Genomic DNA, 18,505 nt, shown 5'->3' on the forward strand with positions numbered 1-18,505 from the left:
TATGAGTTGTACAAAAAATGCGAAATACAAGTGCTTATACTGTGTTTATCGGTTGGAAACAATGAAAAATAAAGTGAACAAAGAAATTTTAGGAGGAAAAAACAATGAAAAAAGTGAAAGTGGAAAACAATATTTTTGTCGTAGCAAGAAACTCAGCAAAGAAAGGAAAGTTAGATTATTATATGCAGCTGCCGGATAAGACAGAGTGTTATATGTTTACGAGAAATTTTTCGGCACAGTGTTACAGTATTTGCAGAGCCGGTGTTCCGGTGAACAGTCTGTTACATACCAGAAGCAGAAACAGGGCGGTAATGAAGCTTGCTGGACATATGAATTTTATGATGCCGTACTTTGTAGAGTATTTTGATTTAAAAGCAGCATGACACGAGTTGTACAAAAAATGCGAAACAGTAAAGAATAGAATAAAAGCATAGCAAACGACGGGTTCATTTGGAGGAAAAGTTATGGAAAAGGAAAAGATTTATGAAACAATAGAAAACGATGTAATGAACACAGAACTGAATGAAGAAACAAAGCGCAGAATGCTTAGAAACATTATGAATTTAAAAAATGAAAAGATGAACATTATGATCGTCGGTGCGACAGGCTGCGGAAAAAGTTCGACAATTAATGCCCTGTTTGATACAGAGATTGCGAAGGTGGGCGTAGGGACAGACCCTGAAACGATGGAAATTAAAAAGTATGAACTGGACAACCTGATTTTGTGGGACACGCCGGGCTTAGGTGATGGAAAGGAAGCAGATAACAGACATGCAAAAAATATTATTCACAAGCTGGCAGAGGTAGATGCGCAGGGCAAAGCGCTGATTGATCTGGTATTGGTGATTCTGGACGGAAGTACAAGGGATTTAGGCACGTCTTATGAACTGATTAATAATGTGATTATTCCGAATCTGGGGAGCGGTAATGAAAACAGAATTTTAGTAGCAATCAACCAGGCGGATATGGCAATGAAGGGCAGAAACTGGGATTATGATAAAAATGAGCCAAATAGCCGTCTGAAAGCATTTCTGGATGAAAAGGCGGAATCGGTGAAGAACAGAATTTATGAGGCAACAGGTGTAAAAGTAAATCCGATTTATTACAGTGCGGGCTTTAAAGAGGAAGGAGAACTGCAGAACCGCCCGTATAATTTGTCAAAACTGCTCTACTACATTGTAAAGGCAACACCGGAAGAAAAAAGAGCGGTCTATGTAACAACGTTGAATCAGGATGAAAATATGTGGAAGGATGATGATGAATTACTGGATTATGGAGAAGAAACGAGAAATACCATTGTAATGTCGGTTATCAAAGGCGCTTCGGCAGGCGCGAAAATTGGTGAACAGATAGGAGGCGTGTTTGGACCGATAGGCAGAAAGGTTGGAAAAGTTGTAGGTACAATTGTTGGAGGTATTGGCGGAGCAATTTGTGATGTACTTTCATTTCTTTAGGAGGTTCGTATGAATAGTGTATATAGAATGGCAGATATTGATGAAAATTTAAGAATAGCAGGTTTAAGACCGTTGGATGTGTTGGTTGTCGGTGGAACCGGGGCAGGAAAGTCTTCCACGTTAAATACGCTGTTTCAGCGGGAGGTGGCAAAAGTGGGAAATGAGGGTGAGCCGGAAACCATGTCTGTCAATTCTGTCCGGTTAAATAACCTGATGCGTTTTTGGGACACACCCGGACTTGGAGATAACGTTTATAAAGATAAGGGATATGCGAAGGAATTGGTAAATGTTTTATACAGGGAGTGTACGATAAGTGATAAACAGTATGGGCTGATAGATACAGTACTGGTAATACTGGACGGCTCAGGGAGAGATTTAGGCACTACATATAAACTGTTAAATGAAGTAATTGTTCCGAATATCCAGACCGACCGGATTCTGATTGCCATTAACCAGGCAGATGTTGCGATGAAGGGAAGACACTGGAACGAAACATGGGATTGTCCGGACAATGTATTACATGAATTTTTAGAGCAAAAGGCAGCGTCTGTACAGTCACGTATCAGGGAGGCGACAGGAGTAAATGTAGTAAAGCCGGTATACTACTCGGCGGAAAGGAATTACAATGTTGAAAAACTGTTGGATATGATAATTGATAATATTCCAAGGGAGAGGAGGCAGCTTAAAATGTGATGTACAAAAACTGCGAAATAAGAAAGAGCATAATAACAGTGTAAGGAAGATATGAAAAGCAATTCACAGAGTACAGAATGGAGGAATGTGAAATGGCAATGGTACAGTGGATAAAAATCATTATTGCAATATTGGAGCTTATAGCGGAAGGAGCGGATAAACAGACGGCAGTATCAAGAGTTGCACAGCGATTTGGCGTAAGTGAAAGTAGTATTTGGAATCATGGTGGATTTTAGGAGGAAAAAGGTATGAGAAAGACAAATATTTTTGAGAACATGGAAAACGACATTATGAATGCAGACATCAATGAAAACGAAAAGAGCAAACTGTTAAAAAATGTAATGAGATTGAAAGAAAACAAGATTAACATTATGATTACCGGCGCAACGGGCTGCGGAAAGAGTTCAACCATTAATGCTTTATTTGATACGGAAGTTGCAAAAGTCGGAGTAGGGGTAGACCCTGAAACGATGGAAATTGAAAAATATGAACTGGACAACTTGATTTTATGGGACACTCCGGGTCTGGGGGATGGAAAGGAAGCAGATAACAGACATGCAAAAAATATTATACACAAACTGGCAGAGGTAGATGCGCAGGGCAATGCGCTGATTGACTTGGTATTGGTAATTTTAGACAGCGGCACAAGAGATTTAGGAACGTCTTACGAACTGATTAACAATGTGATTATTCCGAATTTAGGAGCAGACAAGGAGGGAAGAATTTTAGTTGCATTAAATCAGGCAGATATGGCAATGAAAGGCAGAAACTGGGATTATGACAAAAATGAGCCAAACAATACGTTAAAAGAATTTCTGGATAAAAAAGCAGCTTCGGTGAAAAACAGAATTTTTGAAGGAACAGGCGTGAATGTAACACCGATTTATTACAGTGCGGGATATAAAGAGGAAGGAGAAGAACAGAGCCGCCCGTATAATTTATCAAAACTGCTGTACTATATTGTCAAAGCCACACCGGCAGAAAAAAGAGCAGTCTATGTTAACAACATTAATCAGGATGAAAATATGTGGAAGGATGATGATGAGTTAATCGATTATGCAAAAGAAACGAAAAGGACAATCCTGCAGTCAGTTATGGACAGCGCATCGGAAGGTGCAGATATCGGAGGTGAAATAGGAGAGGTTTTCGGACCGGCAGGAGAAACCGTAGGGCGTGTTATCGGAACTGTAGTCGGCGGAGCAGCCGGTGTTGTAAAAGGTATAGGAGGTGGTATTATTGACGGTATTAAAGACTTTTTCTCATTATGGTAAGTAGCTAAAAACAAATTCCCTGTATACAATCCCTGTCTGTTTATGCTAAAATAGACAGGGATTTTTAAGTATATAAAAAGTCAAATCAGGAGTAAAACCAATGAAATTTACAGTAGAAACAGTAAAAAGAAAGAACCGGCTGGGGTTAAAATCTGCGGATTTTTATCTGGTTGCGGTACTGCTTATTATTACCGCAGGGCTGCTTGCCTGGATACAGTTCGGTGTCAAAAAGCAGGGTGAAACCGTTGTGATAAAAGTAGACGGCAATGTGGTAAAACAGCTTGCATTAAAGAATGATACGGAATTTGATGTATCAGGGTATCAGGGCGGTATGAATCATATTGTAATACAGGATAATGCAGTGTATATGTCTGATGCAGACTGTCCGGACAAGCTGTGTGTGCATACAGGAACGATTCATAAGACGGGTGAAACCATTGTGTGCCTGCCGCACCGCGTTGTCGTAGAGATCACAGGAACGACAGATACATTTGATGCGGTTGTGCAGTAGCGGAAACGGAGAAGAAAATGAGAAGAAGAAAGAAAAACAAGAATACAGGAAGAACGAAAAAAATCGCACTGGGCGGTATTTTAACGGCGCTTGCAATGATATTTTCATATATAGAGTCCCTGATACCGATTCCGCTGCCGGTTCCGGGCGTGAAGCTGGGAATTGCCAATATTGCCATTATATCGGTATTGTATCTGCTTGGAAGCGGACAGGCACTGCTTGTCAATCTGCTGCGGATTACGCTGACGGCGGTGTTATTTGGCAATTTTAACAGTTTTCTGTTTAGTATGGCAGGGGGAATGTTAAGTCTTTTGGTTATGGTGATTTTAAAGAAAAGCGGACATTTTTCCATTGTCGGTGTGAGTGTGGCAGGCGGTGTCTTCCACAATGTCGGTCAGATTACGGCGGCAGTCTTTTTAATGGATACTACGGCGATTTATTATTATCTGCCGGTACTTTTAATCTTTGGTATTGTAACAGGCATTATTATCGGATTAATGGGCGGTTATGTGACACAGCGCGTATATCCGGTGGTTGGTGAGGAATAAAGCGTATGTGTAGAGCAATGGAAGAAATGCGAAATGAAACTGCACGTGAAACAGTCAAAGCTCTGGACGAAAAAGCATCTGTTTAGTATTTGTTAAGACACTAAAATCATTTATAAACATCTTATTTATATATCATTATACAAAAAACCACCGGTACTTATTCTGAGAAAAACTCAGATACAAATATCGGTGGTTTTTAAGTTTCTATTTATTCGCCTGCTGCTGCAATTCAATTTCTTCAACAGATTTTGAAATGCTGTGGGCAATCGGTTTCCATTCGACTTTCTTTACCAGCGCAACGAGAGAAATCGGTACGTAGGTAATCATAAACAGCGGAAACGTAAATAAGGATTTAATCTTTTTATTCGCAGGAGCTAAAATCTTATTCCATTCGGTTACTAAAGTAATAAATCCAATTGAGAACATCAGCAGATAGAAGTTTACACCTGCAAAAGCAATAGAGCCTAATGTTCCCGGCAGAATCCTTCGTAACATATGTACGTCCGTTGCACCGTATGCAAGGAAAATCAGATTCAGTAAAATACATCCGATTGAAAGCAGTGTAGCAGGGGCAAGGGTCATAAACATATCGTAGCAGGATACGAACATTTCCCGCTTTTTAAACATCATTGCAATCAGTTCCCTGCCGTAGCGGAACATTACCTGATAAAATCCCTTTGACCAGCGCATACGCTGATTCCATGACTGCTTAAAGGTTGTCGGCTGTTCATCGTAGAACATGGCGCTTTCGCAGTAGCCGATTTTTTCACCTTCCAGAATGTTCACAACAGAAAACTGAATATCTTCTGTTAACAGGTTGAACTTCCAGCCGTTGTTTTTCTTGATAATTGAGCTGTTTACCAAAAATCCGGTACCGGAAACGGCACAGCTTGTTTTTAACATCATACGCGGATTATTCAGGTATTTTGCCTCACGGATAAACCAGAGGGAATAACCGGAAGTAATCCAGTTGGTATCATAATTTTTTGAATTTCTGTAACTGGTAATGACATTATAGCCACGGTCAAAAACCTTATTCATTTCTTTGACATAATTTTTATCAATGACATTGTCGGCATCAAAGATGAAGTAGCCATCATAAGCCGTATAATCACCGAATTGCTCCACAATCTTGTTGAAGCAGTAGTCCAGGGCATATCCCTTTCCGACGAGCATATTGTTAAATCGTTCATAGCAGATTGCGCCATGCTCCCGTGCAATCTGTGCCGTATCATCTGTACAATTATCTGCCACAACAATCACATCGATTAACTCCGCAGGATAATTCTGCTGTTTAATACTGTTAATCAGATTGCCGATTACTGCCTGCTCATTCCGCGCCGCTATAATAAAGGCAAATTTGTGAAGCTTCTTTGCTTCGTAAGTGTCCAGTTTCTTTTTTTTGTCGCCAATGAGTGCGATTACAATGTAAATAAACTGGTAAAAATACAGTACAGTCAACGCTATATATAAGATAGAGTTGATAGTATTTATTGTTCTCATTCCATTTATCCTCTCCATTTTCAAGAAATGAAATATCAGTCAAAATTCAAAAAGAACCTTATGACCTTATGTAAAGTTCTTTTCAGATTATATCATTAATTTCAAAGGTGTCAATCATTATTGGCTTTTTTTATTTAATTTTAATCCGTTTTTTGAATTACGGTGCAAAAAGATTTGACAAATAATCTCATTCCTTTATTATATAATAAGTATGATTCAGAAAGGTAGAAGGGTGAAAAAGATGTATCAGGAAATTTCAAAGTTAATTATGTATGGCAATATGGACCAGGATTGTATTTTATATAAATTTGCGGATATTTTCAGAAGATTTGAAATGCAGGAGTCTTCCGATGCGCAGCTGACACAGGATATTTATACGCAGATTAAGAGATTGTTAGAAGTGGCAACGGATTATGGCTTTGACAAAAATCTGTGGCATAATTATCTGACCTTTATTTTAATTACCAATGAGAATCCGTTCAGCATTACCTGTGAAAAGGTTGGTGCAAATGACGGCAGTGTCAATGCATTTGCAAAAAATGATTTTCAGGTGTTTATGAACCTGTTCCACTATGATTTTTCTAAAATTGAAGCCCAGCTTGGCATTAACTGCTTTTCGGTTATTTCCGATTATAAGGCGATTGTCAAAAAAGAACTGATGTACAATAAAAATGTGTCTGAAAAGGTACAGGCATTAAGTGAAAAGCTTGCGGCAGCAAAGGATGTCGATGAATTTTTTGCGCATGTTACGGAATTTTACAGAGCTTACGGTGTCGGTATGTTTGGTTTAAATAAGGCATTCCGCATTACAGGCAGTGACAACGGCAAAGTAACGTTCCACCCGATTAACAATATGGACAAGGTTATGTTAGATGACTTAATCGGTTATGAAATCCAGAAAAAGAAGCTTGTTGAAAATACAGAAGCTTTTGTACAGGGCAGAAAAGCCAACAATGCGCTGTTATTTGGCGACAGCGGTACGGGTAAATCAACGAGTATCAAGGCGATTGTCAATGAATACTACGACCAGGGTCTGCGCATGATTGAGATTTACAAGCACCAGTTTAAGGATTTATCGACCGTCATTGCAGACATTAAGAACAGAAACTATAAGTTCATTATTTATATGGACGACCTTTCTTTTGAAGAATTTGAAATCGAATACAAGTTCTTAAAGGCAGTTATCGAGGGCGGCGTGGAAACAAAGCCGGACAACATTTTAATCTATGCAACTTCTAACAGAAGACATCTGATTAAGGAAACATGGAACGACAGAAGCGATATGGAATCTGCAAACGGACTGCATCGTTCCGATACCATCGAGGAAAAATTATCCTTAGTCAACCGTTTTGGCTGTCAGATTAATTATTCAAAGCCGTCACAGAAGGAATACTTTAATATTGTTGTCAATCTGGCAAAGAAGAACGGCCTTACCATGACCGAAGAAGAACTGTGTGCAGAAGCAAACAAGTGGGAATTAAGCCATGGCGGTATTTCCGGCAGAACCGCACAGCAGTTTATCAATCATTGTCTGGGAAATGAACCGGCATCACAGAACTAAGAAAATAACGGAGTGAAAAATGATTTCATATATAAAAGGAGAACTAACCGAGGTTTTTGAAGATACGGTCGTTGTGGAAACAAACGGCATCGGATACAATATCCGCGTACCGGGTTCGGTGCTTGACCGCCTGCCGTCCGTTGGCAGTCCGGTACGGATTTATACATATTTATATGTCAAAGAAGATGCGATGAATTTATTCGGGTTTTTAAGCCGGGACGATTTATCAGTGTTTAAATTACTGCTGAATGTCAGCGGTATCGGACCGAAAGGCGCGCTGGCGATTCTTTCAACGATTGGACCGGATGATTTGCGTTTTGCGGTGCTTTCAGAAGATGTCAAGACGATTTCTTCCGCACCGGGTATTGGCGCAAAGACGGCAAAGCGGCTGATTATCGAATTAAAGGATAAATTAAAACTTGCCGAAGTCTTTGAAACGGCACTTGCCAATAAAGAAAAAGTATCGTCTGAAAATGATGTACTGCTTGCAAAGAATGAGGCGGTAGAAGCACTTGTGGCGCTGGGATATGCGAGCGCGCAGGCGATGAAGGCGGTACAGCAGGTTGAAAATGCCGAAGAAAAAGATTCGGAACAGATTTTAAAGGAAGCCTTGAAAAAGTTGATTTAAGGAAATAAAAATATGGAAAAAAGAATGATTTCCACAGAACTGGTGGAAGAAGATGTTAAAATTGAAAATAATTTAAGACCCCTTTCACTGGAAGATTATATCGGGCAGGAAAAAGTCAAGCGGAATTTAAAGGTCTATATCGAAGCCGCAAAGGAACGTGGCGATTCGTTAGACCATGTGCTGTTTTACGGTCCGCCGGGACTGGGTAAGACGACACTTGCCGGTATTATTGCAAATGAAATGGGAACCCATTTAAAAGTGACTTCCGGACCGGCAATCGAAAAGCCGGGTGAAATGGCGGCAATTTTAAATAACTTACAGGAAGGCGATGTCCTGTTTGTCGATGAAATCCACCGTTTAAACCGGCAGGTAGAGGAAGTTTTATACCCTGCAATGGAAGATTATGAAATCGACATTATGATAGGAAAAGGTGCTACGGCGCGTTCAATCCGGTTAGAACTTCCGAAATTTACACTGGTCGGGGCGACAACGAGAGCGGGACTTCTTTCTGCACCGCTTCGTGACCGTTTCGGGGTAGTCAGTCATTTGGAATTTTATTCCGTAAAAGAACTGGAAACAATTATTATCCGCTCGGCAAGTGTGTTAAATGTTGACATTGATACAAAGGGCGCGCACGAACTTGCAAGGCGTTCCAGGGGAACACCGCGTCTTGCCAACCGCCTGTTAAAGCGTGTACGTGATTTTGCACAGGTCAAATACGACGGCAGAATCACAGGCGAAGTTGCCGACTACGCATTAAATCTGCTGGACGTGGACAAAGACGGACTGGACAGAAACGACAGACTGATATTGCAGACCATAATCGGCAAATTCGGAGGCGGCCCTGTAGGCATAGAAACACTGGCAGCATCCATCGGTGAAGATTCAGGCACCTTAGAAGACGTCTACGAACCATACCTGATACAGAACGGCTTCATCAACCGCACCCCCCGCGGCCGAGTAGCCACCCCCGCCGCCTATGCAAATCTAGGTGTTGAACAAATTCAATAACCTATGGTATAATGTGCGTAAGCAATGAGCCGTGCCGCATGAAAGCGGAAAGAAGTGCTGTGCTTGCACAAAGCACTTCTTTATGATTTCATGCGATAGGGCGAATGCCCGACAGCGCAGGGGAGCGAAGCACACCTGCACATGCACGGCGAACCCCGTAGAGAAAGCCAGAAAAGGTGCTGTGCTCGCACAAAGCACTTCTTTATGATTTCATGCGATAGGGCGAATGCCCGACAGCGCAGGGGAGCGAAGCGCACCTGCGCATGCACGGCGAAACTGGTGGTTATTGAATAAATAGAATAAAGTAAAAATAGAAATGTATTTATATAGCAGGAGGACGGTATGTCATCAAAGAATAATACAGAGGTCATTTTAGGCGGAAAAGTATTTACGCTGAGTGGATATGAAAGTGAAGAATATCTCCAGAAAGTTGCCGCCTATATTAATAATAAGCTTGCCGAATTTAACAAGGACGAGTCCTATCGCAGGCAGTCAGCAGAGGTCCGGGCAAATCTGATGTATTTAAATATAGCAGATGATTATTTTAAGGCGAAGAAGTTGGGCGACAGTCTTCAGTCTGAAACGGAGAACAAAGATACGGCAATGTACGATTTGAAACATGAACTGATTGCCGCACAGATTCAGTTAGAAACGGCAAACAAGCAGATTGAAGAATTAAAAGAAGAAATCAATAAGTACCAGAAGAATGTAGTCCGGTTGGAAACAGAACTGGAAGATTTAAAAAAGTAAGCAGATGAACCTGTGATTTTGGGCGCAGACCCCGGATTGCAGGTTCAACGTGTTTGAAAGACAGCAACGGAAAGGAACGCAAAAAGCGGCAGGAGCAGATGAGTTTAAGAGAAAATAAGGTGGAGATTCTGGCACCGGCAGGGTCATATGATATTTTAATGGCAGATTTTGCAGCGGGCGCAGATGCAGTGTATCTGGGCGGCGCAATGTTTGGTGCGAGAGCATATGCAAATAATTTAAGTCAGGAAGAATTACTGCGGGCATTAGATTATGCACATTTACATGACAAAAAGATTTATCTTACAGTGAATACCCTGATGAAACAGCAGGAGCTGGAAGACAGGTTACTGCCGTATCTTGAGCCGTTTTACAAAGCGGGACTTTCTGCGGTTATCGTGCAGGATTTCGGTGCGTTTGAAGCGATAAAAGAAGCATTTCCGGGACTGCATATTCATGCGAGTACACAGATGACGGTTACGGGTGCGGCAGGCGCAAAGCTTTTAAAAGAAGCGGGCGCAAGCCGTGTGGTAACGGCAAGAGAGTTAAATCTTGCGGAAATCAAGGCAATTCACGATAACTGTGATATTGAAATCGAAAGCTTTATCCACGGTGCACTCTGTTACTGTTATTCGGGACAGTGTCTGCTGAGTAGTTTTCAGGGTGGACGAAGCGGCAACCGCGGCAGATGTGCACAGCCATGCCGCCTGATGTATACACCGCAGACATTAGCCATGCCGCGGACGAAGGGAAAGGAACTGCGCGGTGATGAAAACAGACAAAAAGACAGTAACGGTTCTGCATATTTGTTAAGCCCAAAGGATATGTGCGGTCTGCCGGTTCTGCCGGATATTATAGAGGCAGGCGTTTATTCCTTGAAAATTGAAGGCAGAATGAAAAATGTCAATTATGCGGCAGGCGTAACCGGCATTTACAGAAAATATGTTGACCGTTATCTGGAATATGGCAGAGAAGGGTTTAAGGTCGAAGATTCGGATATTAATGATTTGATGGACTTGTACAACCGCGGTGCGTTTACAACCGGATATTATAACAATACAAAAGGACGGGAAATGATTTCATTAAAGCGCCCGAATCATATGGGAACAAAGGCATTAAAGGTTCTTAAAAATGAAGGCGGCAGGGTATTGTTTGAAGCACTGGAACAAATTTATCCGCAGGATGTTTTTGAAATTGATAAGGAAAACAGCTTTTCAAGCGGCAGTGCATATGCAAAGGGAAGCCGCTTTACCGTAAATCTGCCGAAAAAGTACCGGCTTGAAAAGGGCAGGGTGCTTTATCGTATGAAAAACGGTGAACTGACCCGGTTTGTGGAAAAGCAGTATGTAGGGCAGACGCTGAAAAAGAAAATTGATGTCCATCTGACGGCAGCTTGTGACAGACCGCTGGAACTGACCTTTACAGATACAAGCACCGGAGCAGCGGTAACACAGACCGGTGCAGAGGCACAGGCGGCACAGAAACAGCCGGCAAAAAAAGAACGGCTGGCAGAGATAGTGACGGCACTTGGCGATACGCCGTTTGCAGCTGAAACGGTAAAGGTAGACTTACAGGGAGAATTATTTGTTCCCGTATCGGCATTGAAAGAATTAAAAAGAAACTGCGCACAGGCATTGGAAAAGAAAATTTTAGGGCAGTATTACCGTGAATTGCCAAAAGGCGCAGTAGAAGACCGTATTGCCATGTCACAGGACACACAAGTATACATGGACACAAAAGACGCATCTGTTGCAGGCAGTGTAGAAAATATGCAGATTCAGGCGGCACAACAGTCACAGACACGCCCGGTAACGGTGCTTGTAACAACGTTAAGGCAGGCGGAAAGTGTCTATCCGATGGCAGATATCACCGACATTTATTTCGATTTCAGACTGTTTATCCGTGAAAAGGACAGCCGGATGATGGCAGAAGCTGTAGGAAAGTGTAAGGCGGCACAGAAAAATCCGGTGCTTGCACTGCCACACATTTTACGCGGAAAAGACAGTCAAAAGGGCAGACAGCTGATGGAAAACTGGCTTGCTGCCGGAGCGGATACTTTTCTTGTGCGTAGTCTGGAACAGCTCGGACTGTTAAAAGAACTAAGCCGGTCAGCCGTTATCCGCGTGATTACCGATGCGAATCTGTATACATGGAATACGCGGGCGGAGCAGTTCCTATTAAAAACAACAGGAACACAAAAAAACTTGCGGATTATCCGCACGACCATGCCGCTTGAATTAACAGCGCAGGAACTGGCACAGACCAAAAATGCGGTACTGCCGCGTGAACTGATTGTATACACACATCTGCCGTTAATGGTTTCTGAACAGTGTGTGAAAAAAACACTCGGAAAATGTGACGGCGCAAATGGCAGAATGACAATGACAGGATACCGGCAGCAATATCAGGTGCAAAGTGTATGTGATTTGTGTTATAGTATTCTGTATGACGATACCGTATTGGATATCTCAAAACCGGAAACGCTGATTGACAAAGCAGCGCCGGACAGTATACGGTATGAGTTTATAGAGGAAACGGCAGAGCCGGATAAAGTTTTAACAGGAAGACAAAACTGCGAAAAGACAGGCAGAGGACATTTTGAGCTGGGGGTTGAGTAATGCAGCAGATTTTTATTGAACTTTCAAAATATATATTTGCGTTTTTGATTGCATTTTATACACTGGCATCTTATCAGGGTGCGGTCATGCAGAATGAACAGAAAAGAGGAAAAATATATTTTACGCAGAATGTATTAATGTTTATTATTCATCTGCTTGGATATCTGATTTTATACATTTTAAATGATGAGGATATGAAATATATCATGCTGTATTTTGTGCAGTTTATTTATTTGTTTGTTGTGGTGATGATATACGATGTGCTGTATCCGAAGGCATCAAGACTGCTGGTGAATAATATGTGCATGCTGATGGCAATCGGATTTGTTATGATTGCAAGACTGGATTTTGATAAATGCATCAAGCAGTTTGCAATTGCGGCAACTGGAACGATTCTGACATTCTTTATTCCGTGGCTGTTAAAAAGAGTACGCAGTTTCAGAAATTTCGGCTGGCTTTATGGTATTTCCGGGCTGGTGCTTCTGATACTGGTGCTGTTTAGCGGAAAAGTATTCGGTGCGAATCTGGTGCTTTCATTAGGACCGGTTTCCGTCCAGCCGGGTGAGTTTGTTAAGATTTTATATGTGCTGTTTGTTGCATCGATGTTTAATAAGTCCATTACATTTAAGCAGACGGTACTGGTGACGGTGCTGGCGGCGGCACACGTTTTAGTATTGGTTGCTTCAAATGACCTGGGTGCGGCACTGATCTTTTTTGTGGTGTATCTGCTGATGCTGTTTACGGCAACCAAAAAGGTCAGCTATCTGTTTGCGGGACTGGGTGCAGGCAGTGTGGCGGCAGTGCTTGCTTATCATATCTTTTCCCATGTCAAAAACCGCGTAACCATCTGGTTAGATCCGTGGAGTACGATTGATACGACAGGATATCAGATCTGCCAGTCCTTATTTGCCATTGGTATGGGTTCATGGTTTGGATACGGACTGGGACAGGGAATGCCGGATAAGATTCCGGTTGCTGAAAAAGACTTTATGTTTTCGGCATTGACGGAAGAGTTTGGTATTATCTTTACGGTAGCACTTCTTTTGATTTGCTTAAATAATCTTATTCTGATGATGAATATTGCATCACGCTGTAAGACACTCTTTTACAGACTGGTAGCTGTCGGACTTGGCGTTACATACGGTTTTCAGGTATTTTTAACAGTCGGCGGTGCGATTAAAATGATTCCGATGACGGGAGTAACCCTTCCGTTTGTCAGCTATGGCGGCAGTTCCATCATCAGCTCATTGGTGATGTTTGCACTGATTAACGGCATGTACAACATGCGACAGGACGAAGGCGAGGCAGAACATGGAAAAGGAAAAACAGAAAAAAAGAAAATCAAAGAAAAGGGAAACGGATATTCTGGAGACGAAGAAGAATAGCGGACTCAGAAACCGTGAAACCAATATTATATCTTTTGTATTTGCGGGACTGTTCCTTTTTATGATGGGCTATCTGGTGTGGTTTAACGTGACAGAAGCCCCGGATATTATTAACAGTCCATATAATAAGAGAGTGGATAATCAGGAAACGAAGGTCGTGCGCGGCGATATTCTGGCGGCGGACGGTTCAATTCTTGCAACAACGGAAACGGATGAGGATGGCAATGAAACCAGAAGCTATCCGTTTGGAAAAGTCTTCTGCCATGTAGTTGGTTTAAGTTCGGCAAAAAGCGGCATTGAAGGTGAGGAAAACTATCATCTGCTCTCAGAGGACGGCAATGTGTTAAAACAGCTTGCTAGTGATGCCACCGGACAAAAAGCAATGGGCAATACGAGCGTGACGACACTGGATGTTGATTTACAGGAAGCTGCTTATAAAGCTATCGGAAGTAACAAGGGTGCGGTGATTGTGATGGAGCCGTCCACAGGTAAGATTTTAGCAATGGTTTCCAAACCGGATTATGATCCGAATGATGCATCCACGGATTATTCAGAGTGGCTGACGTACGACAGTGCGGATTCTGTATTGTTAAACCGTGCGACACAGGGCTTATATCCGCCGGGATCTACCTTTAAGATTATTACGGCACTGGAATATATCCGGGAGTATGATGCGGATTCGTATTCTTATCATTGTACGGGAAGTGCCTATATTCAGGGAGGAACAAGTATTCCGTGTTTTGATAATAAGGCACATGGCACAGAGAATTTAAAAACGGCATTTGCCAATTCATGTAACTCTGCGTTTTCTACAATTGGTACACAGTTAAACCGTTCTGCATTTAAAAATCTGTGCAGCACGCTGATGTTTAATTCCAATCTGCCAATTGGAATTGAGTATAACAGCAGCAGTTTCACGCTGGATGATTCCTCAGGAATCAGTGAAGCACAGGAAACAGCAATCGGACAGGGTAAGACTATGATGACACCGATTCACAATCTGATGATTACGGCAGCAATTGCCAATGACGGTGTGATGATGACACCATATCTGGTGGACCATGTGCAGACGGCAGATAAGATAATTGTAGAGCAGACCACACCGACAGCACTGGCAACGGTTGCAACGGCAGATGAAGCAGAACAGCTGACACAGTATATGCGTGCAGTTGTGACACAGGGAACAGGCTATGCCTTAAAAAATGCTTCTTACAAAGCTGCCGGAAAAACCGGTTCGGCGCAGTATGACAGCTCTGACAATGTCCATTCGTGGTTTGTCGGATTTGCCCCGTATGATGATCCGGAAGTTGCTATCTGTGTTATTTTAGAGGGCGGCTACACCGGTGTCAGAAATGCATCTTATGTGGCAAAGGAAGTCTTAGACGCGTATTTTAATTAGAAATACAAATGACAGGATTTGCGGTTGCTATTGTCTGCCTGCAATGTTATAATGAAAGTAATTGAGAACACACCCATATGTACAGGAGGAATTGCAATGAAAGAAGCAACAAGCTGTGGTGGTGTGGTGATATTTAGAGGCAAAATACTTGTTTTATACAAGAATTACAGAAATAAGTATAAAGGCTGGGTGCTTCCCAAAGGGACGGTTGAGCCGGGAGAGGCACATGAAGATACCGCCATCCGGGAAGTCAGAGAAGAAAGCGGCGCCAATGTCAGAATCAGGGCGTACCTTGCAGATACCGGATATACATTTAATGTTTCTGATGATGTGGTCAATAAAACAGTACACTGGTATCTGTGCGAGGCAGACAGCTATGATACCAAACCGCAGCGGGAAGAATTTTTTGAAGATGCGGGATTTTATAAATTTCATGAAGCGTATCATTTGTTAAAGTTTCCGAATGAAAAACAGATTTTAGAAAAGGCTTATGGAAAGTATATACAGATGAGAAAAGAAAAAATATGGTAATGGGAGAAAAAACATGAGTACAGTCAGTCAGATTGGAGCGGCAGAAACGGCAAAATATCTTATGGATATTCCAAGCTGTGTGATACCGCAGGATACAGACAGTTTTGATTCGGTATATTCGGATATATCTACAGGTGATGAAGATTTAGATACGATATTTGAAGAAGTTTCAAAAGAATACGGTGTTAATGTGAATCTGTTAAAGGCAGTGGCACAGGCAGAGTCGGGATTTGATTCACAGGCGGTATCAAGTGCAGGTGCGATGGGTATTATGCAGCTGATGCCGGCAACAGCAGAATCACTGGGAGTAGAAGACCCGTATGATGCCAGACAGAATATTACGGGCGGTGCCAAGATGCTCGGCTATCTTTTAGCGGATTATAATGGCGATGTGACACTGGCACTGGCAGCGTATAATGCGGGAAGCGGTGCAGTACGTAAGTACGGCGGTGTTCCTCCGTATTCCGAAACGGAAAATTATATCCGCAAGATTAATGATATTCTCGGCGGAGCATTGGACAATGATTCTACAACGGTAGACGGCGCAGAGCCGACACCGGTATACGGCACATCACAGGATGAAGAAGAAGTGTATTACAGTGCGCCGGTGACACAGCAGTATATGGCGGCTGCGCAGATTCCTGTGGTACAGGCAGGCTATCAGACAGCGGCACAGGCATACGAAGCTGCTTACAACAGTGTGATATCTGTAATTTCCGGACAGGATTATTCGGGAATTACACAGATTTAATCACGTTTATTATATGGAAAGAAAATAGAGGTGCAAGAGATGAAAAGAGGAAGAATAAAGGTAACACTGTACAACCGTACATTAAAAGAGATTGATATGAGTGATTTTTCATATATTTCAGAAGACATTTTTTCAAACAGAAGTGATGTTGTTAAGATTGAACTGCCGGAAGGCGTTAAGAAAATCGGCAACAATGCATTTGAAAACTGCAACAATCTGGAAGAAGTGATTTTCCCGGATTCACTGGAAGAAATCGGACAGGAAGCATTTATTAACTGCGTGAATTTAAAAAGTGCGGTATATAAAAAGGGTGTGAAGGTAGACCCAACTTCCTTTAAAGGATGTATCCAGTTGGAAAGATAAGTACATAAGACAAGGCTGCGGCATTTGCCGCAGTCTTTTTTCGTTATCGGGAATTTGCGGATTCTTTAGTAAATTAAAGTGCTTTTTATTTGACAAATGCGTTGCGGTAAGATATGATTTTTAGATAGTGGGATACGTATATAGTAATGTCGGGGTTTTAAATTCCCCGGTTATGGTACGCTTCGCATGTGCAATCAATAAAGCATCAGGAAAATATGCGGAAATGAGGAGAACTATGAGTCAGAAAAAAACATTTGTAACATTAGAACAGTTAAAAGAAATTAATAAGACTTATCCGACACCATACCATCTGTATGATGAAAAAGGGATTCGTGCAAATGCAGAACGTTTAAAGAAAGCATTTTCATGGAATAAAGGCTATCGTGAATATTTTGCGGTAAAAGCAACCCCGAATCCGTTCATTTTAAATATTTTAAAGGAATACGGCTGTGGTACGGATTGTTCTTCAATGACAGAACTGATGATGAGCCATGCACTCGATTTTAAACCGGAAGAAATTATGTTTTCATCCAACGATACACCGGCAGAAGAATTTGCTTATGCAGCAAAAATTGGTGCTACGATCAATTTAGATGATATTACACATATTGATTTCTTAGATAAGATTTTAGACGGCAAATTCCCGGAAACCATGAGCTGCCGTTATAATCCGGGCGGATATTTCAAACTCGGAACATCAATTATGGACAATCCGGGCGATGCAAAATACGGTATGACACATGACCAGATTATCGAAGCATTTAAGATTTTAAAGTCAAAGGGCGTAAAGCACTTTGGTATTCATTCTTTCCTTGCAAGCAATACAGTTTCTAACGAGTATTATCCTGCACTGGCAAAGATTTTATTTGAACTGGCAGTTGAATTAAAGGAAAAGACCGGCGTAGATATCCGGTTTATCAACCTTTCAGGCGGTATCGGCATTGCATACAAGCCGGATCAGGAAGAGAATGATATTGCTGTTATCGGTGAAGGCGTTCACAAGGTTTATGATGAAGTGTTGACACCAAATGGCATGGGCGATGTTGCAATTTATACGGAACTCGGACGTTTCATGCTTGCACCTTACGGCTGCCTTGTTACAAAAGCAATTCATGAAAAGCATACACACAAGGAATACATCGGTGTCGATGCGTGTGCGGTAAACCTTATGCGTCCGGCAATGTACGGTGCATACCATCATATTACGGTAGCGGGAAAAGAAGATGCACCTTGCGACCATGTATACGATATTACAGGTTCTCTTTGTGAAAATAATGACAAATTTGCAATTGACAGAAAGCTGCCAAAGATTGACATGGGTGATTATCTGATTATTCATGATACAGGCGCACATGGCTTTTCAATGGGATACAATTACAACGGAAAGCTGCGTTCATCAGAACTGTTATTAAAGGAAGATGGCAGTGTGGAAATGATCCGCCGTGCAGAAACACCAAAGGATTATTTTGCAACATTTGATTTTTGTAATATCCTCGATAAGCTGAATTTAAAATAAGCCGAAGGAGAAATA

General features: G+C 41.9%; 19 protein-coding genes. 18 read left to right on the forward strand and 1 reads right to left on the reverse strand.

Annotated features, from left to right (window positions below):
* Window positions 1-104 precede the first annotated feature (104 nt).
* From LI288_RS02580 to LI288_RS02610, 7 genes are all read left to right on the forward strand, one after another.
* Window positions 105-383 (forward strand): hypothetical protein, encoded by a 279-nt coding sequence (locus LI288_RS02580; protein ID WP_227089337.1) that lies wholly within the window; start codon window positions 105-107, stop codon window positions 381-383.
* 81 nt (window positions 384-464) lie between these two features.
* On the forward strand, window positions 465-1,454 hold the full coding sequence (locus tag LI288_RS02585; protein WP_227089338.1) for a GTPase family protein: 990 nt from the start codon (window positions 465-467) through the stop codon (window positions 1,452-1,454).
* A gap of 9 nt (window positions 1,455-1,463) precedes the next feature.
* Window positions 1,464-2,147, forward strand: a complete 684-nt coding sequence (locus tag LI288_RS02590) for a GTPase family protein (protein WP_227089339.1) — start codon at window positions 1,464-1,466, stop codon at window positions 2,145-2,147.
* A 92-nt stretch (window positions 2,148-2,239) separates the two neighbouring features.
* A complete protein-coding gene (locus tag LI288_RS02595; RefSeq protein WP_227089340.1) occupies window positions 2,240-2,383 on the forward strand; it encodes a hypothetical protein in 144 nt (47 codons plus the stop codon).
* A 12-nt stretch (window positions 2,384-2,395) separates the two neighbouring features.
* Window positions 2,396-3,418 carry a GTPase family protein gene (locus tag LI288_RS02600; protein ID WP_227089341.1) on the forward strand — a complete coding sequence of 341 codons (1,023 nt, stop codon included), beginning with the start codon at window positions 2,396-2,398 and terminating at the stop codon, window positions 3,416-3,418.
* Window positions 3,419-3,518: 100 nt separating this feature from the next.
* Window positions 3,519-3,929, forward strand: coding sequence for a NusG domain II-containing protein (locus tag LI288_RS02605; protein WP_227089342.1), 411 nt, complete (start codon window positions 3,519-3,521; stop codon window positions 3,927-3,929).
* Window positions 3,930-3,946: 17 nt separating this feature from the next.
* Window positions 3,947-4,477, forward strand: a complete 531-nt coding sequence (locus tag LI288_RS02610; protein WP_227089343.1) for a Gx transporter family protein — start codon at window positions 3,947-3,949, stop codon at window positions 4,475-4,477.
* A 204-nt stretch (window positions 4,478-4,681) separates the two neighbouring features.
* On the opposite strand, the gene LI288_RS02615 is transcribed toward LI288_RS02610, so the two are convergent.
* Window positions 4,682-5,980 (reverse strand): glycosyltransferase family 2 protein, encoded by a 1,299-nt coding sequence (locus LI288_RS02615; protein WP_022432262.1) that lies wholly within the window; start codon window positions 5,978-5,980, stop codon window positions 4,682-4,684.
* Between the two features lie 241 nt (window positions 5,981-6,221).
* On the opposite strand from LI288_RS02615, the gene LI288_RS02620 reads away from it, so the two are divergent.
* The 11 genes from LI288_RS02620 (at window position 6,222) to LI288_RS02670 (ending at window position 18,490) form a co-directional block, all read left to right on the forward strand.
* Window positions 6,222-7,541 carry an ATP-binding protein gene (locus LI288_RS02620; RefSeq protein WP_227089344.1) on the forward strand — a complete coding sequence of 440 codons (1,320 nt, stop codon included), beginning with the start codon at window positions 6,222-6,224 and terminating at the stop codon, window positions 7,539-7,541.
* 19 nt (window positions 7,542-7,560) lie between these two features.
* The gene (gene ruvA, locus LI288_RS02625; protein ID WP_227089345.1) at window positions 7,561-8,169 is read left to right on the forward strand and encodes a Holliday junction branch migration protein RuvA; all 609 of its coding nucleotides are present in this window, start codon (window positions 7,561-7,563) and stop codon (window positions 8,167-8,169) included.
* Window positions 8,170-8,181: 12 nt separating this feature from the next.
* Window positions 8,182-9,180, forward strand: coding sequence for a Holliday junction branch migration DNA helicase RuvB (gene ruvB / locus LI288_RS02630; RefSeq protein ID WP_022432259.1), 999 nt, complete (start codon window positions 8,182-8,184; stop codon window positions 9,178-9,180).
* A 342-nt stretch (window positions 9,181-9,522) separates the two neighbouring features.
* A complete protein-coding gene (gene zapA / locus LI288_RS02635; protein WP_022432258.1) occupies window positions 9,523-9,930 on the forward strand; it encodes a cell division protein ZapA in 408 nt (135 codons plus the stop codon).
* A gap of 53 nt (window positions 9,931-9,983) precedes the next feature.
* Window positions 9,984-12,545: a U32 family peptidase gene (locus tag LI288_RS02640; protein ID WP_227089346.1), complete on the forward strand. Its 2,562-nt coding sequence runs from the start codon at window positions 9,984-9,986 to the stop codon at window positions 12,543-12,545.
* Window positions 12,545-13,930, forward strand: coding sequence for an FtsW/RodA/SpoVE family cell cycle protein (locus tag LI288_RS02645; RefSeq protein WP_227089347.1), 1,386 nt, complete (start codon window positions 12,545-12,547; stop codon window positions 13,928-13,930). The genes LI288_RS02640 and LI288_RS02645 overlap by 1 nt, the downstream gene beginning before the upstream one ends.
* Window positions 13,857-15,329, forward strand: a complete 1,473-nt coding sequence (locus tag LI288_RS02650) for a peptidoglycan D,D-transpeptidase FtsI family protein (protein WP_227089348.1) — start codon at window positions 13,857-13,859, stop codon at window positions 15,327-15,329. The genes LI288_RS02645 and LI288_RS02650 overlap by 74 nt, the downstream gene beginning before the upstream one ends.
* A 96-nt stretch (window positions 15,330-15,425) precedes the next feature.
* Window positions 15,426-15,860: an NUDIX hydrolase gene (locus LI288_RS02655; RefSeq protein WP_227089349.1), complete on the forward strand. Its 435-nt coding sequence runs from the start codon at window positions 15,426-15,428 to the stop codon at window positions 15,858-15,860.
* 13 nt (window positions 15,861-15,873) lie between these two features.
* Window positions 15,874-16,611 carry a lytic transglycosylase domain-containing protein gene (locus LI288_RS02660; protein ID WP_022432253.1) on the forward strand — a complete coding sequence of 246 codons (738 nt, stop codon included), beginning with the start codon at window positions 15,874-15,876 and terminating at the stop codon, window positions 16,609-16,611.
* Window positions 16,612-16,650: 39 nt separating this feature from the next.
* A complete protein-coding gene (locus LI288_RS02665; RefSeq protein ID WP_022432252.1) occupies window positions 16,651-16,974 on the forward strand; it encodes a leucine-rich repeat domain-containing protein in 324 nt (107 codons plus the stop codon).
* Window positions 16,975-17,209: 235 nt separating this feature from the next.
* Entirely contained in the window at window positions 17,210-18,490 is a 1,281-nt protein-coding gene (locus tag LI288_RS02670) for a diaminopimelate decarboxylase (protein WP_022432251.1), read from the forward strand.
* Window positions 18,491-18,505: the final 15 nt, after the last annotated feature.

This window comes from Lachnospira pectinoschiza, assembly GCF_020564355.1.
GTDB lineage: Bacteria > Bacillota > Clostridia > Lachnospirales > Lachnospiraceae > Lachnospira > Lachnospira intestinalis.

Excerpts from the sequence above, each read along its gene's own strand:
- LI288_RS02645 (WP_227089347.1), top strand. The coding sequence starts at position 12,545 with ATGCAGCAGATTTTTATTGAACTTTCAAAATATATATTTGCGTTTTTG.
- LI288_RS02655 (WP_227089349.1), top strand. The coding sequence starts at position 15,426 with ATGAAAGAAGCAACAAGCTGTGGTGGTGTGGTGATATTTAGAGGCAAA.
- LI288_RS02580 (WP_227089337.1), top strand. The coding sequence starts at position 105 with ATGAAAAAAGTGAAAGTGGAAAACAATATTTTTGTCGTAGCAAGAAAC.
- LI288_RS02595 (WP_227089340.1), top strand. The coding sequence starts at position 2,240 with ATGGCAATGGTACAGTGGATAAAAATCATTATTGCAATATTGGAGCTT.
- LI288_RS02610 (WP_227089343.1), top strand. The coding sequence starts at position 3,947 with ATGAGAAGAAGAAAGAAAAACAAGAATACAGGAAGAACGAAAAAAATC.
- ruvB (WP_022432259.1), top strand. The coding sequence starts at position 8,182 with ATGGAAAAAAGAATGATTTCCACAGAACTGGTGGAAGAAGATGTTAAA.
- LI288_RS02600 (WP_227089341.1), top strand. The coding sequence starts at position 2,396 with ATGAGAAAGACAAATATTTTTGAGAACATGGAAAACGACATTATGAAT.
- LI288_RS02650 (WP_227089348.1), top strand. The coding sequence starts at position 13,857 with ATGGAAAAGGAAAAACAGAAAAAAAGAAAATCAAAGAAAAGGGAAACG.
- LI288_RS02670 (WP_022432251.1), top strand. The coding sequence starts at position 17,210 with ATGAGTCAGAAAAAAACATTTGTAACATTAGAACAGTTAAAAGAAATT.
- LI288_RS02615 (WP_022432262.1), bottom strand. The coding sequence starts at position 5,980 with ATGAGAACAATAAATACTATCAACTCTATCTTATATATAGCGTTGACT.
- LI288_RS02585 (WP_227089338.1), top strand. The coding sequence starts at position 465 with ATGGAAAAGGAAAAGATTTATGAAACAATAGAAAACGATGTAATGAAC.
- LI288_RS02665 (WP_022432252.1), top strand. The coding sequence starts at position 16,651 with ATGAAAAGAGGAAGAATAAAGGTAACACTGTACAACCGTACATTAAAA.
- LI288_RS02620 (WP_227089344.1), top strand. The coding sequence starts at position 6,222 with ATGTATCAGGAAATTTCAAAGTTAATTATGTATGGCAATATGGACCAG.
- ruvA (WP_227089345.1), top strand. The coding sequence starts at position 7,561 with ATGATTTCATATATAAAAGGAGAACTAACCGAGGTTTTTGAAGATACG.
- LI288_RS02590 (WP_227089339.1), top strand. The coding sequence starts at position 1,464 with ATGAATAGTGTATATAGAATGGCAGATATTGATGAAAATTTAAGAATA.
- zapA (WP_022432258.1), top strand. The coding sequence starts at position 9,523 with ATGTCATCAAAGAATAATACAGAGGTCATTTTAGGCGGAAAAGTATTT.
- LI288_RS02660 (WP_022432253.1), top strand. The coding sequence starts at position 15,874 with ATGAGTACAGTCAGTCAGATTGGAGCGGCAGAAACGGCAAAATATCTT.
- LI288_RS02605 (WP_227089342.1), top strand. The coding sequence starts at position 3,519 with ATGAAATTTACAGTAGAAACAGTAAAAAGAAAGAACCGGCTGGGGTTA.